The organism is Escherichia sp. KTE114, assembly GCF_000407765.1.
Taxonomy (GTDB): Bacteria; Pseudomonadota; Gammaproteobacteria; order Enterobacterales; family Enterobacteriaceae; genus Escherichia; species Escherichia ruysiae.
Genome location: NZ_KE136626.1, coordinates 1,880,859 through 1,897,879, shown reverse-complemented (window position 1 = coordinate 1,897,879; position 17,021 = coordinate 1,880,859). Strand labels below are relative to the sequence as shown.

Below are 17,021 nucleotides of genomic sequence, written 5' to 3'. Positions count from 1 at the left end.
GTCAGACTCCTAACTTCCATGAGAGGGTGCGTAGCAAATCGGCAAAGACACCGGCAGCCGTAACGTCATTGCCCGCCCCATATCCGCGCAGAACCAACGGCAGCGGCTGATAATAGTGGCTATAGAAGGCCAGGGCATTTTCGCCATTTTTCACTTTGAACAGCGGATCGTTACCATCCACTTCAGCAATTTTCACGCGGCAGACGCCATCGTCATCAATATTGCCAACATAACGCAAAACTTTGCCCTCATCACGAGCCTTCGCCACGCGTGCGGCAAAGAGATCGTCGAGCTGTGACAGATTCGCCATAAAAGCTGCAACATCACCCTCTGCGTTAAACTCTGCGGGCAGCACAGGTTCGATCTCAATATCCGCTAATTCCAGTTCACGTCCAGTTTCACGGGCGAGAATCAACAGTTTGCGCGCCACATCCATACCAGAAAGATCATCACGCGGATCCGGCTCGGTATAGCCCATTTCCCGCGCCAGCGTGGTCGCCTCGGAGAAACTCATGCCTTCGTCTAACTTGCCGAAGATATAAGAAAGCGAACCTGAAAGAATGCCGGAGAACTTCATCAACTCATCACCTGCGTTGAGCAGGTTTTGCAGATTCTCAATGACCGGTAATCCCGCACCGACGTTGGTGTCATAGAGGAATTTACGCCGCGACTTTTCCGCCGCGTAACGCAACTGGTGGTAATAATCCATCGACGAGGTGTTGGCCTTTTTGTTCGGAGTCACCACGTGGAAACCTTCGCGGAGGAAGTCGGCATATTGATCCGCCACCGCCTGGCTGGAGGTGCAGTCAACAATAACCGGATTCAGCAGATGATATTCTTTCACCAGGCGAATTAAGCGCCCAAGGTTGAACGGCTCTTTAGCTTGCGCCAGTTCTTCCTGCCAGTTTTCCAGGTTAAGACCATGCACATTGGTCAGCAACGCCTTCGAGTTGGCAACGCCACAGACTCGTAAATCAATATGTTTACTCTTCAGCCAGCTTTGCTGACGCTTCAGTTGCTCCAGCAGCGCACCTCCAACGCCACCGACACCAATCACAAACACTTCGATAACCTGATCGGTATTGAACAGCATCTGGTGGGTAACGCGCACACCAGTGGTCGCATCATCGTTATTTACCACCACGGAGATTGAACGTTCAGAAGACCCTTGGGCAATGGCGACAATGTTGATATTAGCGCGAGCCAGCGCGGCAAAGAATTTCGCCGAGATCCCACGCAGCGTGCGCATACCATCGCCCACCACCGAGATAATAGCCAGCCGTTCTGTCACTGCCAGCGGCTCCAGTAAGCCTTCTTTCAGTTCAAGATAGAACTCTTCCTGCATTGCCCGTTCAGCTCGCACACAGTCGCTTTGTGGAACGCAGAAACTGATGCTGTATTCGGAAGACGATTGCGTAATCAGCACCACTGAAATGCGGGCGCGTGACATTGCTGCAAAGACGCGCGCCGCCATGCCGACCATCCCTTTCATTCCGGGACCAGAAACGCTGAACATCGCCATGTTATTCAGATTGGAAATACCCTTGACCGGTAATTCATCTTCATCACGGCTGGCACCAATGAGCGTCCCTGGCGCTTGTGGATTTCCGGTGTTTTTAATCAGGCAAGGGATCTGGAACTGAGCGATGGGGGTAATGGTGCGGGGGTGAAGAACTTTAGCGCCGAAATAGGAAAGCTCCATCGCTTCCTGATAGGACATCGACTTTAACAACCTCGCATCGGGCACCTGACGCGGGTCGCAGGTATAGACCCCATCGACGTCCGTCCAGATTTCGCAACAATCGGCACGTAAACAGGCAGCCAGCACCGCAGCGGAGTAGTCGGAACCATTGCGTCCCAGCACCACCAGTTCGCCTTTTTCATTACCGGCGGTGAAGCCTGCCATCAGCACCATGTGGTCAGCCGGAATGCGGCTTGCAGCAATACGGCGGGTGGATTCAGCAATATCGACGGTAGATTCGAGGTAGTGACCGACAGCCAGCAGTTTTTCGACTGGATCGATAACGGTAACGTTGTGACCGCGCGCTTCCAGTACACCGGCCATAATGGCGATCGACATTTTTTCACCACGGCAGATCAACGCAGCGTTGATGCTGTCCGGGCACTGTCCCAACAGGCTGATACCATGCAGAACATGTTTGATTTGGGCAAATTCTTGATCGACGAAAGTTTTCAGTTGCGCCAGCGGAAAACCCGGCTGGGCGGCGGCGAGTCCCGTCAGAAGTTCGGCAAAAATACGTTCGGCATCGCTGATATTAGGCAAAGCATCCTGGCCGCTAATCGTTTTTTCAATCATCGCCACCAGATGGTTGGTTATTTTGGCGGGAGCAGAGAGGACTGTAGCCACCTGCCCCTGCCTGGCATTGCTTTCCAGAATATCGGCAACCCGCAGAAAACGTTCTGCATTTGCCACTGATGTACCGCCGAACTTCAACACTCGCATGGTTGTTACCTCGTTACCTTTGGTCGAAAAAAAAGCCCGCACTGTCAGGTGCGGGCTTTTTTCTGTGTTTCCTGTACGCGTCAGCCCGCACCGTTACCTGTGGTAATGGTGATGGTGGTGGTAATGGTGGTGCTGATGCGTTTCATGGATGTTGTGTACTCTGTAATTTTTATCTGTCTGTGCGCTATGCCTATATTGGTTAAAGTATTTAGTGACCTAAGTCAATAAAATTTTAATTTACTCACGGAAGGCAACCAGTTCATAAGCTGCTGGCAGGTGCTCTTTTTTTAATCCATTCAGAGACAGATTTCCCGTTGCAGTCAGAATGAAAACCTAAAAACAACATGACGTGGCGTTTTTTATTTGGTGATATTTTTTTCAATATCATGCAACAAACGATGCAACATTGCGGTATCCCGTTGCTCTAAAAGCCCCAGACGTTGCTGTAACCAGTTGACCAGTTTTGTGTCATCTGCCACCGCTAACGTCGTTAACAACGACATGGCACGTTCGCGTAAAGCGCGCAGTTGATGTTGGTCTGCCGTTGCGTTACTTTTCGTCGGTTGTTGTATTAATGTTGCTAATTGATAGCAATAGACCATCACCGCCTGCCCCAGATTGAGCGAAGGGTAATCTGCCACCATTGGCACACCGGTAAGAATATCAGCCAGTGCCAGTTCCTCGTTGGTCAGCCCGGAATCTTCACGACCAAAGACCAGCGCCACGTGATTCATCCACGCCGATTTTTCTTCCAACAATGGCACCAGTTCCACCGGTGTCGCGTAGTAATGATATTTCGCCCGACTACGCGCTGTGGTGGCAACAGTGAAATCAACGTCATGTAACGATTCAGCCAGCGTCGGAAAAACTTTAATATTATCAATAATATCACCGGAGCCATGTGCAACCCATCGGGTGGCTGGCTCCAGGTGTGCCTGACTATCGACAATCCTCAGTTCGCTAAAACCCATCGTTTTCATTGCCCGCGCTGCTGCCCCAATATTTTCTGCTCTGGCGGGTGCGACCAGAATAATCGTCAAACGCATGTTGCTACTCTTCTTGACCAAATAACCGCGAATAGAGTGATGAATGTCAACTTACTGCGCGGAGAGAATTTACAAAATATTAACGCAAGTCGCAGAAAAAGCCCTTTACTTAACTTAAAAAAAGCTAAACTATTTCTTGACTGTACTAACCGTTCAATTGTTAAAAAACGCTACATATCTTTCTGTTTACTTAGGATAATTTTATAAAAAATAAATCTCGACAATTGGATTCACCACGTTTATTAGTTGTAGGATGCAACTAGTTGGATTATTAAAATAATGTGACGAAAGCTAGCATTTAGATACGATGATTTCATCAAACTGTTAACGTGCTACAATTGAACTTGATATATGTCAACGAAGCGTAGTTTTATTGGGTGTCCGGCACGTCTTAGCCTGTTATGTCGCTGTTAAAATGGTTAGGATGACAGCCGTTTTTGACACTGTCGGGTCCTGAGGGAAAGTACCCACGACCAAGCTAATGATGTTGTTGACGTTGATGGAAAGTGCATCAAGAACGCAATTACGTACTTTAGTCATGTTACGCCGATCATGTTAATTTGCAGCATGTATCAGGCAGGTCAGGGACTTTTGTACTTCCTGTTTCGATTTAGTTGGCAATTTAGGTAGCAAACATGCAGACCCCGCACATTCTTATCGTTGAAGACGAGTTGGTAACACGCAACACGTTGAAAAGTATTTTCGAAGCGGAAGGCTATGATGTTTTCGAAGCGACAGATGGCGCGGAAATGCATCAGATCCTCTCTGAATATGACATCAACCTGGTGATCATGGATATCAATCTGCCGGGTAAGAACGGTCTTCTGTTAGCGCGTGAACTGCGCGAGCAGGCGAATGTTGCGTTGATGTTCCTGACTGGCCGTGACAACGAAGTCGATAAAATTCTCGGCCTCGAAATCGGTGCAGACGATTACATCACCAAACCGTTCAACCCGCGTGAACTGACTATCCGTGCACGCAACTTGCTGTCTCGTACCATGAATCTGGGTACTGTCAGCGAAGAACGTCGTAGCGTTGAAAGCTACAAGTTCAATGGTTGGGAACTGGACATCAACAGCCGTTCGTTGATCGGCCCTGATGGCGAGCAGTACAAACTGCCGCGCAGCGAGTTCCGCGCCATGCTTCACTTCTGTGAAAACCCAGGCAAAATTCAGTCTCGTGCTGAACTGCTGAAGAAAATGACCGGCCGTGAGCTGAAGCCGCACGACCGTACTGTAGACGTGACAATCCGTCGTATTCGTAAGCATTTCGAATCTACGCCGGATACGCCGGAAATCATCGCCACCATTCACGGTGAAGGTTATCGCTTCTGCGGTGATCTGGAAGATTAATCGGCTTACCACCGTCAAAAAAACGGCGCTTTTTAGCGCCGTTTTTATTTTTCAACATTATTTCCAGATACGTAACTCATCGTCCATTGTGGCTTCTTTGCTGGTTTTCATTTTCGGCAGTGAAAACGCATACCAGTCGATATTACGTGTCACAAACATCATGCCTGCCAGCGCCACCACCAGCACACTGGTTCCCAACAACAGCGCGCTATCGGCAGAATTCAGCAGTCCCCACATCACGCCATCCAGCAACAACAGCGCGAAGGTAAACAACATGCTGTTGCGCCAGCCTTTTAATACTGCCTGCAAGTAAATACCGTTCATTAACGCCCCAATCAGACTGGCGATTATCCAGGCCACGGTAAAACCGGTATGTTCAGAAAGCGCCAGCAGGAGCAAATAAAACATCACCAATGACAGCCCTACCAGCAAATATTGCATCGGGTGTAAACGCTTTGCCGTTAATGTTTCAAAGACAAAGAAGGCCATAAAAGTTAGTGAGATCAGCAAAATAGCGTACTTGGTCGCCCGATCCGTTAATTGATACTGATCGGCTGGCGTAGTGACTGCGACGCTAAACGCCGGGAAATTTTCCCAGCCGCTATCATTGCCTGAAGCAAAACGCTCACCGAGATTATTAGCAAACCAGCTACTTTGCCATTGCGCCTGAAAACCGGATGCACTTATTTCCCGTTTCGCTGGCAAAAAATCGCCTAAAAAACTGGGGTGCGGCCAGTTGCTGGTTAAGGTCATCTCGCTATTACGTCCCGTCGGAACCACAGAAAAATCACCAGTACCGCTTAAATTCAGCGCCATATTCAGCTTCAGGTTCTGCTTCAGCCAGTCTCCTTCGGGTAAAGGGATATGCACGCCCTGCCCGCCTCGCTCTAACCCGGTGCCGGGTTCAATAGCCAACGCCGTTCCGTTAAGTTCAGGCGCTTTCACCACGCCAATGCCACGCGCGTCACCAACGCTAATCACGATAAACGGCTTGCCTAAGGTGATATTTGGCGCATTAAGTTCGCTAAGACGCGAAACGTCAAAATCGGCTTTCAGCGTTAAATCACTGTGCCAGACCTGGCCGGAATAAATACCGATCTTCCGTTCTTCCACATTCTGATTGCCATCAACCATCAACGACTCCGGTAACCAGAAACGGATAAAACTCCGCTTGCGCTCCACAGTTTTATCCTCTTCCTGCACCGTATAAAGCTCGGTCACAGGAATAGCGATAAGCGGCCCAACCAACTTTTGTGGCCCGCTGGTGCTTTGACGAATTGCATCTTCAACATCGCTACGGTAATCGGCACGTTCGACAATCACCTGCCGAATCAACATTAATGGAATTAACAACAGCAACACCGCGCCAAACAAAGTGGTCATTTTCCAGAACAGGGGGGATTTCAACATAGTCTTCTCCTTTGCAATGGCGGCAGTGTATGAAGGCTATGTGGGAAGAATTTGAAGTTATGTGAAGTGACGGTGAAGCCGAAGCGAGGCCAGCACACCGCCTTCCGGCATGTTGTGCAGCGTGACTTCGCCATTGAGCAAACGGGCAACTTCGCTGACAAACGCCAGCCCCAGCCCACTACTTTTTTGCCCATTTGCACGCGGCAAAGAGTAAAAGCGTTCAAAAATGCGCGGCAGCGCGTAGTCAGGAATGCCACTGCCGGTATCCTGCACCTTAAGCGTGACTTGCTCCTGATCTACCACCGCACTAAGCGTTATGCAGCCATGATCGGGAGTGAAATCGATGGCGTTATCCAGTAAATTCCCCAGCGCCTGCTCCAGTAACGCAGGTTCAGCAGCAACGTTAACCTCAATGGGCATAACATGCAGAGTGATATTTTTTTCTGCCAGCTGCACGGTGCGCGCTTCGCTGATGCGGTTAAATAATGCCGCTACATCAACCGCAGAAAGAACCACTTCCTGGCGATTCTCCAGTCTTGCCTGGCGTAATAACGTTTCAACCAGCGCCTGCATTCGCGCATTTTGCGTCAAAATATTATCGGTAAAGCGAGCCACTACTTCCGGTGGTGGGCCTTCACGTAAAATTTCCGCCGCGCCACGAATCGCCGCCAGTGGGCTTTTTAGCTCATGGGTTAATGCGTAAACATACTGCTCTATATAGTTTTTCCCTTCCAGCTTCACGCGCATACTTTCCAGCGCCTGCGCTAACTTACGCAGCTCGCTACTGCCGAGTTCAGGGAGAGGAACGGGCTTATTGTCGGTAACGGAATCAGCATAGCGGGTGAGCCGGGCAATGGAGCGGTTGATCCACCAAACCATTCCCGCGCCAATCACCAGCGCAATCCCCAACAAAATGGTACTCGCCCATAAAATTCGCCGCTCACTGCGTTTAATGACCGGCGCCATCGCTGCGTTCGGTTTGCCTACGCTCAAAACACCAATTAGCCGCGAACCGTCCATAATCGGCGCGGCAACATACATTACAGAACTTTCGGGATCGGCAGGATTTTGCAACGTGCTACGCGCGCCATACTGACCACGCAACGTTAACCAGACATCATTCCAGCGGGAATAATCCTGCCCCACGGCTTTATTTGCCGAATCGAACAATACTTTGCCCTGCGCATCGGTCATATAGACATGGTATTCATTGCGCACTTTGTTAATGCCGCCGATATTGGCGCGAAACGGGCGATTTTGTAGCTGGTTAAACGCCTGTGCCAGTTGTCCATGCTCGGGGTCACCAGAGAGCAAATCGGGACGCGCCAGCTCCGCCAGCAACGTTGCGGTGTCGATCAGCGTCCCTTCCGTCGCCCTTCGCACGCCCGGTTTAACTTCTTTGACAAAAATTGCCAGTACGAACCAGGCCGCCACCGCCACCAGTAAAAAATAGCCCAGCAACAGGCGCATCCCGATGCGCATTACAGGCTCCTCAGACTGTATCCCATTCCGCGATGAGTATTAATCGGCGAAAGGTCGGGATTTATAGCGCGCAGTTTGGCGCGCAGCGTTTTGATGTGAGTATCGACGGTGCGATCGTAAGTGTCCTGTGCATCTTCCCAGACGCTATCCATCAATTGCTGGCGTGACCAGACACGGCCTGGCGACTTGAGTAACGTTTTCAACAACAAAAATTCGTACCGCGTCAGCGTTAATGGCGTGTCAAACCAGCTTATCTGCGCCGCAGGTTCATTCAGTTCAAAATGACCAATACGGATGACGGGAGACGGCGTAGAAAACTTCTTCACCCGACGCAGTAAGGTGCGCACTCTGGCGCACACTTCGCGGGGTGAAAATGGTTTAGCCACGTAGTCGTCAGCGCCAATCTCCAGCCCAAGCAGGCGATCCACCTCTTCACTACGGGCGGTCAGAAATAGTACGGGCAACGCAGGATGCAGCGCCAGCAACTGGCGACACAGTTCGAAACCGCTAATATCGGGCAGGCCGACATCGAGAATGATAACGTCAGGAACCTGCAGGCGCGCTTTATCCAGCGCCGGTAAGCCCCGTTCAAAGAACTCGACGGCAAAACCTTCCTGCTGCAACATGTAGACCAGCGTGTCGGCTATCCCTTGCTCGTCTTCCACTAACCAGACCGTTTCCCGTTGCATAAATCGCCTCTGTTATTGTCGCCACGGCATGACAGGAACGGCGCTGATGGCATTTTTCGGTGAACCATCAACAACTTTGTCGGAGTAAGCCAGGTAAGCGAGCGCGTTGCGTTTGGCGTCATAGAAACGCACGACCTGTAACGACTTAAAGACCAGAGAAGTCCGTTTTTTGAACACGACTTCACCCTGAGCTTTGCCGTTTTTAATGCGATCCGACAGTTCAATCGGCCCTACCTGCTGGCAGGAAATGGCCGCATCGGAAGTATCTTCCGCCAGACCTAATCCTCCTTTAATACCGCCGGTTTTCGCCCGACTCACATAACAGGTGACGTTTTTCACATCGGGATCGTCAAAGGCTTCTACGACAATTTTGTGATCCGGGCCGATCATTTTAAATACGGTGTCGACCGAACCAATTTCTTCCGCATGAGCCAATGGCCCCAGCATTATCAGGCTTAAGGACAAGATCAAATGCTTGTATTTCATATTGTTACCATTTTTATAAGTTACACTGAGCAATTAGTTCGTCACGATAAATAACATATTGATTAAGAACAAAATCTCAATTCTTTTATCTCCGTCAAGACCTAAAACATACTCTGCTAAGAAAAAAACACTGAATGCTAAAACAGCAAAAAATGCTATTATCCAATTACCTGATGTCAGGTGCTCGTTGTTGAAAGGATGAGGATATTTTATGGATCAGGCCGGCATTATTCGCGACCTTTTAATCTGGCTGGAAGGTCATCTGGATCAGCCCCTGTCGCTCGACAATGTAGCGGCGAAAGCAGGTTATTCCAAGTGGCACTTACAGAGAATGTTTAAAGATGTCACTGGCCATGCTATTGGCGCGTATATTCGTGCTCGTCGTTTGTCGAAATCGGCGGTCGCACTACGCCTGACTGCGCGTCCGATTCTGGATATCGCGCTGCAATACCGCTTCGACTCTCAACAGACATTTACCCGCGCATTCAAGAAGCAGTTTGCCCAGACTCCCGCACTTTACCGCCGTTCTCCTGAATGGAGCGCCTTTGGTATTCGCCCGCCGCTACGTCTGGGTGAATTTACCATGCCAGAGCACAAATTTGTCACCCTGGAAGATACGCCGCTGATTGGTGTTACCCAGAGCTACTCCTGCTCGCTGGAGCAAATCTCTGATTTCCGCCACGAAATGCGCTACCAGTTCTGGCACGATTTTCTCGGTAACTCGCCAACCATTCCGCCAGTGCTTTACGGTTTGAACGAAACGCGTCCAAGCCAGGATAAAGACGACGAGCAAGAAGTGTTTTACACCACGGCTCTGGCTCGGGATCAAGCCGACGGCTATGTACTGACCGGGCATCCGGTGCTGTTGCAGGGCGGCGACTATGTGATGTTTACCTACGAAGGTCTGGGAACCGGCGTGCAGGAGTTTATTCTGACGGTATACGGAACCTGTATGCCGATGCTCAACCTGACTCGCCGTAAAGGTCAGGATATTGAGCGATACTACCCGGCAGAAGATGCCAAAGCGGGAGATCGCCCAATTAATCTGCGCTGCGAGCTGCTTATTCCGATACGTCGTTAACGCTGTAGTTCGTCTAATGCAGGGGCGTCCAGATGAGAGATGTCCCCTGCAGTTTCAACTACCCAGCCAGATGCCAGCCACAGGCTTTCCTGATAATCCACGCGCGAAATAGAACAGTTACGCAGACGTAAGCGTCGTTCTGCCCATGCCGGTAAGCCCAGAATGGTACTCACCAGGCATCCCAGCGCAATACCGTGGCTCACCAGCAGCGGTCGACTTCCCGGTGGTAAATCCCGACAAGATTCCAGTGCTGCGTTAACGCGATCGCTAAGTTCCTGCATCGACTCGCCTTCAGGAATACGCCCGTCAACGGTGCCATTGACGAGCTGACGACGCCAGTTCTCTTCTTCTTCAGTCAGAGAGTCAATGTGTCTTTTCTCCAGCACGCCCATATTTAACTCACGCAAGCGGGAATCAAAGATGATGTCACAACCACAAGCCTGGGCGATGATTTCCGCCGTACGCCGGGTGCGGCCTAAATCACTACTGATGATATGCGTAATGCCAAGCTCTTTGGCACGGTTCGCCACCTGCATTGCCTGTTGCTCACCTTTTGCAGTCAGCGGGCTGTCAGACTGGCCCTGAATACGTCGCTCGGCGTTCCACTGGGTTTCACCGTGGCGGACAAGGTATACCTGTAACATGCTTTTTTTCCGTATACTGCTTTAACGTTAATTTTGTGAGTAATCCTGATTATGCACCATGTTGTCTGTGCGACCACCAATCCCGCTAAAATTCAGGCCATTCTGCAGGCATTTCACGAGATCTTCGGCGAAGGATCCTGCCACATTGAGTCCGTTGCCGTCGAGAGCGGCGTACCGGAACAGCCCTTTGGCAGTGAGGAAACGCGCGCTGGCGCACGAAATCGGGTAGCAAATTCCCGTCATTTACGCCCAGAGGCTGATTTTTGGGTAGCGATTGAAGCGGGTATTGATGGTGACAGCACCTTCAGTTGGGTGGTGATTGAAAACGCCAGCCAGCGTGGTGAAGCGCGTTCAGCAACTTTGCCGTTGCCTGCGGTGATTCTGGAGAAAGTGCGTGAAGGTGAGGCGCTTGGCCCCGTGATGTCGCGCTATACCGGCATTGATGAGATTGGTCGTAAAGAAGGAGCAATCGGCGTGTTTACCGCCGGGAAACTCACCCGCACCAGCGTCTATCACCAGGCGGTGATCCTGGCGCTGAGTCCGTTTCATAATGCGGTGTATCAGCCATTGTAGGACGGAGAAGGCGTTCACGCCGCATCCGGCATTCGGTGCACGATGCCTGATAAGACGCTGGCGCGTCTTATCAGGCCTACAAAATCAATCGCTTTTCAGCAGCACTTCTTCCAGCCACTGGCGCAACTCGACGGGTGCGGCTTTCAGGCTGTTCGATCCACGAGTAATGGTCGCAATGCCCGCGCCGAGTTCGTTTTTTAACTCACGCTGGCTCATTTCACCGCGCAACAACTCTTCTACGATACGCACGCGAGTCCCCAACGCTTCGCGCTCATCCGGCGTCAGCATCAGGTTTAACAGCGGTAAATGGAGATCGTTTTCGTAGGCACTCTTAAGCAGGTCAACAAAACGTAACCACTCCTGGTGACGCTGTTCTGCCATCGCTGCTGAATAGGGTGATTGTTGAGCCATAGTGTGTCGCCATTGTTAGCGGGGGAAACAAAATGCCTCCCCCGGTTGTACTCGCAAAAGAGTACGATAGCATATCATAAACGGGCGCTTCAGTAACGACGCCCCCATTCTGTGGCGCTTAAAAGCGTCGGTTTATCGCCCATGAAATAGCGATAATACGCGTCATAAGCCAGCACGTTCTTCACATAACCGCGCGTCTCGGAGAACGGGATACTCTCGACAAACGCCACAGCGTCGATACGTCCGGCGCTGTTGCCAAGCCAGGTGCGTACCCGTCCTGGTCCAGCGTTATAGGCTGCCGATGAGAAAATGCGGTTATTACCAAACTGCTGATAAACATATTGCAGGTAACTGGTGCCAATGTTGATGTTCGTTTCCGGATCCAGCAATTGTCCTGGGCTGCTGTAACCTGGAATTGAGAACATTTTCACCGTATGGGTCGCTGTGCCCGGCATAATCTGCATCAGACCGCTGGCGCCTACCGGCGACTTCACTTTCGGATTCCAGGCGCTCTCCTGGCGAGCAATCGCCATTGCATAGCTTTGCGGGATATCTTTGCCACTGGTGTAGCGTTTGAAAAGATCGTTGTAGGCCAGCGGGAATCGCTCTTCCAGATGATCCCACAGTTTCCCGGCGATCGTCGCCTGAACGCTAAGATCCCACCATTGGTTGTTGAAAGCATACCGCGCCAACTGTGCCTGCTCTGTTTTTGACTTGCTCTTCACCAGATTGGCCCACTCGCTACGCGCGGTATTATCGAGATTCCAGTACATCAACTCGCGCACGCGCGCCATCTCCGGCCCCTGAGTCAGGGCAGTGTCGACATTCTGCGGCGCTTTATCAATCTTCAGCTCATACTCTTCGCCGATGCGCTGTGCAGCAACCATCGGGTAGAAACCACGCTGTTGCATGAGTTGATGCAAAATCTCTTTTGCTTCCGCTTCACGACCGCGTTCCAGCAGTAAATCCGCTTGCCAGTAGCGCCATTCATCTTTTTCTTTCGCTTCCATCGGCAAGCGTGCCAGCCAGGTATTCAGGCCAGAACGGTCGCCAGTGCCAAGCGCCATCCGCACGCGTCGTTCAATTAACGACGTGGATTGCGAACGCATAATTGCGTCATCGCGCCATTTCGCCTGCTCGTCGGTGACGTCATTGCCCATCAGACGCCAGGCGACGATATCGCGTAGCTCCTGAATCTGATCTTCATTAAGCTGCTGCGCCTGAGCAAGCGACGGGATCAGCAGCCGTGCGTTTTCTGCATCCTGGCGCGCCACGCTGGCAAACGCCACCGCTGCCATCTGGCGGGTAAAATCAGTCGCTCCGGTAGTACGCGCGAAGGTCAGTACCGTATTAGGGTTGTTCGCCAGTGAAATAATCGCCGAGGCGATAGTTTGATAATCGGCAGGCATCTGACCTGCGAGTACCGTCACCAACCCGGTATTGCCCGCTTTCATCGCCAGGCGGATGCGCTCTAAATAAGCCAGTGGCTCTTGCTTACCGGACGCGCGCCAGACGCTAAACAACTTATCGCAAGCGTTAGGCTGGCTCTTGCCGGTTAGCCACAGCTCTTTCGCCCCTTGCCAGGTTTCTTCACTCTGCCCGGTGTTCCATTTTGCATAGTAGTAATTACATTGCGCTTCGGTAGTCCCTGGTTTTTCCGGGCTAAAAGCTAACAAGCCACGCCAGTCTTCACGCCGCGCCAGTTCATTGACGAAACGAGATTGTAGTGCGCGAGCCGGAGGAAGCGTTGGGTTAGCACGAACAAAGTTAGTGACCGTGACCGCCGGTTGATTCATCAGATCATCGGTGATCTGGCGGTATTCCAGGTAGGGGTAAAGTGGATAATCCTTCAGGGATGGCATCATTTGTTCGACCACGTCCATTTGTCGATTATCCCAGGCCTGCTTGATTTGCGCGTAACGGCTACGCTGCTCATCCAGTGAGTCGGCTCGCGCCACGCTGCTGACCGTCAGCAGACAGACACCGGCAGCCAACAGCCGCCAGGTAACTTGTTTGGCTTTTTCCACAAGCGCATCCTCTAAGTGTAAATACATCAATGCAGCGTCATGCCGCCTAATAGATTTATGCTAACCAGTCATTGCCGTTTGCGCCACGTTATGGACACTTTTTTACTTTTATCGGGAGGGTGATCGACCGGCTGGGATTAGATAAGGAAACAGGCTACACTTCGCCTTTGAAAACTCATCATCACGATAAACATAGAGGCGAAGTCCAACGTGGCTCAATTCGTTTATACCATGCATCGTGTCGGCAAAGTTGTTCCGCCGAAACGTCATATTTTGAAAAACATCTCTCTGAGTTTCTTCCCTGGGGCAAAAATCGGCGTCCTGGGTCTGAACGGCGCCGGTAAGTCCACCCTGCTGCGCATTATGGCGGGCATCGATAAAGATATCGAAGGTGAAGCGCGTCCGCAGCCGGATATCAAGATTGGTTATCTGCCGCAGGAACCGCAGCTGAACCCGGAACACACCGTGCGTGAGTCCATTGAAGAAGCGGTCTCTGAAGTGGTTAACGCCCTGAAACGTCTGGATGAAGTGTATGCGTTATACGCCGATCCGGATGCCGATTTCGACAAGCTGGCCGCTGAACAAGGCCGTCTGGAAGAGATCATTCAGGCTCACGACGGTCATAACCTGAACGTGCAACTGGAACGTGCAGCAGATGCGCTGCGTCTGCCGGACTGGGAGGCGAAAATCGCTAACCTCTCCGGTGGTGAGCGTCGTCGCGTGGCGTTGTGCCGCCTGCTGCTGGAAAAACCAGACATGCTGCTGCTCGACGAACCAACTAACCACCTGGATGCCGAATCCGTAGCGTGGCTGGAACGCTTCCTGCACGACTTCGAAGGCACCGTTGTGGCGATTACCCACGACCGTTACTTCCTCGATAACGTTGCGGGCTGGATCCTCGAACTTGACCGTGGCGAAGGTATTCCGTGGGAAGGTAACTACTCCTCCTGGCTGGAGCAGAAAGATCAGCGTCTGGCGCAGGAAGCTTCGCAAGAAGCAGCACGTCGTAAGTCGATTGAAAAAGAGCTGGAGTGGGTACGTCAGGGGACTAAAGGCCGTCAGTCGAAAGGTAAAGCACGTCTGGCGCGCTTTGAAGAGCTGAACAACACCGAATACCAGAAACGTAACGAAACCAACGAACTGTTTATTCCACCTGGACCGCGTCTGGGCGATAAAGTGTTGGAAGTCAGCAACCTGCGTAAATCCTACGGCGATCGCCTGCTGATTGACTCCCTGAGCTTCTCGATCCCGAAAGGGGCAATCGTCGGGATCATCGGGCCGAACGGTGCGGGTAAATCGACCCTGTTCCGTATGATCTCTGGTCAGGAACAGCCGGACAGCGGCACCATCACTTTAGGTGAAACGGTGAAACTGGCATCTGTTGATCAGTTCCGTGACTCAATGGATAACAGCAAAACCGTTTGGGAAGAAGTTTCCGGCGGACTGGATATCATGAAGATCGGTAACACCGAGATGCCGAGCCGTGCCTACGTAGGCCGCTTTAACTTTAAAGGGGTTGATCAAGGTAAACGCGTTGGCGAACTTTCCGGTGGTGAGCGCGGTCGTCTGCATCTGGCGAAGCTGCTGCAGGTTGGCGGCAACATGCTGCTGCTCGACGAACCGACCAACGACCTGGATATCGAAACCCTGCGCGCGCTGGAAAACGCCCTGCTGGAGTTCCCGGGCTGCGCGATGGTTATCTCGCACGACCGTTGGTTCCTCGACCGTATCGCGACGCACATTCTGGATTATCAGGATGAAGGTAAAGTTGAGTTCTTCGAAGGTAACTTTACCGAGTACGAAGAGTATAAGAAACGCACGCTGGGCGCAGACGCGCTGGAGCCGAAGCGTATCAAGTACAAGCGTATTGCGAAGTAATTTGTAAGATGCCGGATGCGGCGTGAACGCCTTATCCGGCCTACAAGCTCAGCGATTTCAATACGTTGCGAAACAGTAGGCCTGATAAGACGCGTCAGCGTCGCATCAGGCATTGGACTCCGAATGCCGGATGCGGCGTGAACGCCTTATCCGGCCTACAAGCCCAGTTATTTCAATAGGTTGCAAAACAGCAGGCCTGATAAGACGCGTCAGCGTCGCATCAGGCATTGGGTCTTAACCCTGCTCCCCCATCATCTCCCGCACCAACTCCACGCAGCGCAGGAAACGGCTGTCGTAATCGTCTTCTTCAACCCGCACAAATTCGATATTGTTCTCTTCCAGCATCTCCACCAGCAAATTCTGGAACTCTTTACGATCCACCGAACTGCCGAGGCTGCGTAAACCATCTGCCACCCACGGCGTGTTGTTCTCCAGCAAGATCACCAGATCAAAACGGTATTCATCGATCAGCGCCTGCACGAACGGATGCTCACGCCCTTCGTACTTTTTGCAGAACGCCTGAGTTGTCACAAAATCAGTGTCGATAAACGCCACTTTATTGGCATATTTCACCGCAAAATCAATATATTGCGCGTGACCCAGCGCAATTTTATCGTAGTCGGAATACTGCAACGCAATCTCATCGCCACCGAGGTGCGAAAAGACATAATCACGACCAAACTCCCACGCACTGGTGGTGTTGAAGATATTGGCGAGTTTGTTTACCAGGGTGGATTTACCGCTCGACTCGCCGCCGAGGATCGCCACGGTACGCACAAAGAACGGTTTCACTTCCGTAGGAATATATTCCCAGTAGCGGAACGGGTTTTCACGGATCTGCGCTCCGCTGATACTCATAAAGGTGCGTTTCGGATCGACAAGCACCGTTTCGATCCCCAGATGTTCCAGGTACTGTGGTGCGTCGGTCTCTTCCGAGGTGTAGATCAAATCCGGCTGAATGCCTTTTTCGGCCATAAAATTTTTGATGCCGTTGCTCCACACGTCCCAGCCGTGCGGATACGGCTCCATGCCCTCTTCGTTGAAAGCATGAATGCGGATATTTTTCTGATATTTAAAGGTTTGCAATAACCAGCGCAGACGATCCGGCACCGTGGGCTGCTGCGACATGGCGCTGTCTTCAAACAACGCGCGGTCGCGAGTATCGTCAAAGCCCATAATGATATGCAGCTCGTCAACCTGGCTACAGGCGCGCTGGATAAGGTAGATATGTCCGGTATGCAGCGGGTAGAACTTACCGAATACGACACCAATGGTTTTCTTCTGCCGGGGAAATTCAAGCCCCAAAAAACGGTGCAACGCCTCCAGCTTTTGTGCGCTGGGGCTTTTGATTTTGGCATTCAGTAACTGGCTTAAATACCCTTTGGTCATACCGCTGGCATCAGCAACCTGCTGTAACGTGCAGCCTTGTTGCTTAATAGCGGTTTTCAGGTAATCAAATGACGACATATCTCCCTCCG

Annotated in this window: 16 protein-coding genes and 1 other annotated feature; of the genes, 4 read left to right on the top strand and 12 right to left on the bottom strand. The window is 51.5% G+C overall.

Annotation, left to right across the window (positions count from 1 at the left end; genetic code table 11):
* Position 1: 1 nt before the first annotated feature.
* From thrA to yjjY, 4 genes are all read right to left on the bottom strand, one after another.
* Complete coding sequence (gene thrA / locus WC5_RS11815; protein ID WP_001264717.1) at positions 2 to 2,464, bottom strand: bifunctional aspartate kinase/homoserine dehydrogenase I; 2,463 nt, start codon at positions 2,462 to 2,464, stop codon at positions 2 to 4.
* Positions 2,465 to 2,489: 25 nt separating this feature from the next.
* Positions 2,490 to 2,609: a sequence feature (Thr leader region), on the bottom strand.
* Complete coding sequence (gene thrL / locus WC5_RS0122205) at positions 2,545 to 2,610, bottom strand: thr operon leader peptide (protein WP_001386572.1); 66 nt, start codon at positions 2,608 to 2,610, stop codon at positions 2,545 to 2,547. (Overlaps the previous feature by 65 nt.)
* A 213-nt stretch (positions 2,611 to 2,823) precedes the next feature.
* On the bottom strand, positions 2,824 to 3,510 hold the full coding sequence (locus tag WC5_RS11820) for a tRNA/rRNA methyltransferase (protein ID WP_001241210.1): 687 nt from the start codon (positions 3,508 to 3,510) through the stop codon (positions 2,824 to 2,826).
* Between the two features lie 399 nt (positions 3,511 to 3,909).
* Positions 3,910 to 4,050: a YjjY family protein gene (gene yjjY, locus WC5_RS0122200; protein ID WP_001303782.1), complete on the bottom strand. Its 141-nt coding sequence runs from the start codon at positions 4,048 to 4,050 to the stop codon at positions 3,910 to 3,912.
* 95 nt (positions 4,051 to 4,145) lie between these two features.
* Here yjjY and arcA point away from each other — a divergent pair, with 95 nt between their 5' ends.
* A complete protein-coding gene (arcA, locus tag WC5_RS11825; protein WP_001194358.1) occupies positions 4,146 to 4,862 on the top strand; it encodes a two-component system response regulator ArcA in 717 nt (238 codons plus the stop codon).
* 57 nt (positions 4,863 to 4,919) lie between these two features.
* Here arcA and creD read toward each other — a convergent pair whose 3' ends face one another.
* From creD to creA, 4 genes are read right to left on the bottom strand one after another with little or no spacing between them, the layout of a single operon-like run.
* Positions 4,920 to 6,272, bottom strand: a complete 1,353-nt coding sequence (creD, locus tag WC5_RS11830) for a cell envelope integrity protein CreD (RefSeq protein ID WP_000920367.1) — start codon at positions 6,270 to 6,272, stop codon at positions 4,920 to 4,922.
* A 57-nt stretch (positions 6,273 to 6,329) separates the two neighbouring features.
* Positions 6,330 to 7,754 (bottom strand): two-component system sensor histidine kinase CreC, encoded by a 1,425-nt coding sequence (gene creC, locus WC5_RS11835; protein WP_001219557.1) that lies wholly within the window; start codon positions 7,752 to 7,754, stop codon positions 6,330 to 6,332.
* The gene (gene creB / locus WC5_RS11840) at positions 7,754 to 8,443 is read right to left on the bottom strand and encodes a two-component system response regulator CreB (RefSeq protein ID WP_001188653.1); all 690 of its coding nucleotides are present in this window, start codon (positions 8,441 to 8,443) and stop codon (positions 7,754 to 7,756) included. Before creB ends, creC begins: the two co-directional genes overlap by 1 nt.
* A gap of 12 nt (positions 8,444 to 8,455) precedes the next feature.
* Positions 8,456 to 8,929: a protein CreA gene (gene creA / locus WC5_RS11845; protein ID WP_000875485.1), complete on the bottom strand. Its 474-nt coding sequence runs from the start codon at positions 8,927 to 8,929 to the stop codon at positions 8,456 to 8,458.
* 211 nt (positions 8,930 to 9,140) lie between these two features.
* Between creA and robA the strand changes: the two genes are divergently transcribed.
* The gene (robA, locus tag WC5_RS11850; RefSeq protein WP_000371672.1) at positions 9,141 to 10,010 is read left to right on the top strand and encodes an MDR efflux pump AcrAB transcriptional activator RobA; all 870 of its coding nucleotides are present in this window, start codon (positions 9,141 to 9,143) and stop codon (positions 10,008 to 10,010) included.
* Here the strand turns inward: robA and gpmB are convergent.
* Entirely contained in the window at positions 10,007 to 10,654 is a 648-nt protein-coding gene (gene gpmB / locus WC5_RS11855) for a 2,3-diphosphoglycerate-dependent phosphoglycerate mutase GpmB (RefSeq protein WP_000942335.1), read from the bottom strand. The two genes, robA and gpmB, sit on opposite strands and share 4 nt — an antisense overlap.
* A gap of 51 nt (positions 10,655 to 10,705) precedes the next feature.
* On the opposite strand from gpmB, the gene yjjX reads away from it, so the two are divergent.
* Entirely contained in the window at positions 10,706 to 11,227 is a 522-nt protein-coding gene (gene yjjX, locus WC5_RS11860) for an inosine/xanthosine triphosphatase (protein ID WP_000546620.1), read from the top strand.
* A gap of 84 nt (positions 11,228 to 11,311) precedes the next feature.
* On the opposite strand, the gene trpR is transcribed toward yjjX, so the two are convergent.
* Together trpR and sltY are read right to left on the bottom strand one after the other, a co-directional pair.
* Entirely contained in the window at positions 11,312 to 11,638 is a 327-nt protein-coding gene (gene trpR, locus WC5_RS11865; RefSeq protein ID WP_000068684.1) for a trp operon repressor, read from the bottom strand.
* Between the two features lie 89 nt (positions 11,639 to 11,727).
* Positions 11,728 to 13,665 carry a murein transglycosylase gene (sltY, locus tag WC5_RS11870; RefSeq protein ID WP_000409476.1) on the bottom strand — a complete coding sequence of 646 codons (1,938 nt, stop codon included), beginning with the start codon at positions 13,663 to 13,665 and terminating at the stop codon, positions 11,728 to 11,730.
* Between the two features lie 210 nt (positions 13,666 to 13,875).
* Here sltY and ettA point away from each other — a divergent pair, with 210 nt between their 5' ends.
* Positions 13,876 to 15,543: an energy-dependent translational throttle protein EttA gene (gene ettA / locus WC5_RS11875; protein WP_000046760.1), complete on the top strand. Its 1,668-nt coding sequence runs from the start codon at positions 13,876 to 13,878 to the stop codon at positions 15,541 to 15,543.
* A 234-nt stretch (positions 15,544 to 15,777) separates the two neighbouring features.
* On the opposite strand, the gene nadR is transcribed toward ettA, so the two are convergent.
* Complete coding sequence (nadR, locus tag WC5_RS11880; protein ID WP_000093822.1) at positions 15,778 to 17,010, bottom strand: multifunctional transcriptional regulator/nicotinamide-nucleotide adenylyltransferase/ribosylnicotinamide kinase NadR; 1,233 nt, start codon at positions 17,008 to 17,010, stop codon at positions 15,778 to 15,780.
* Positions 17,011 to 17,021 lie beyond the last annotated feature (11 nt).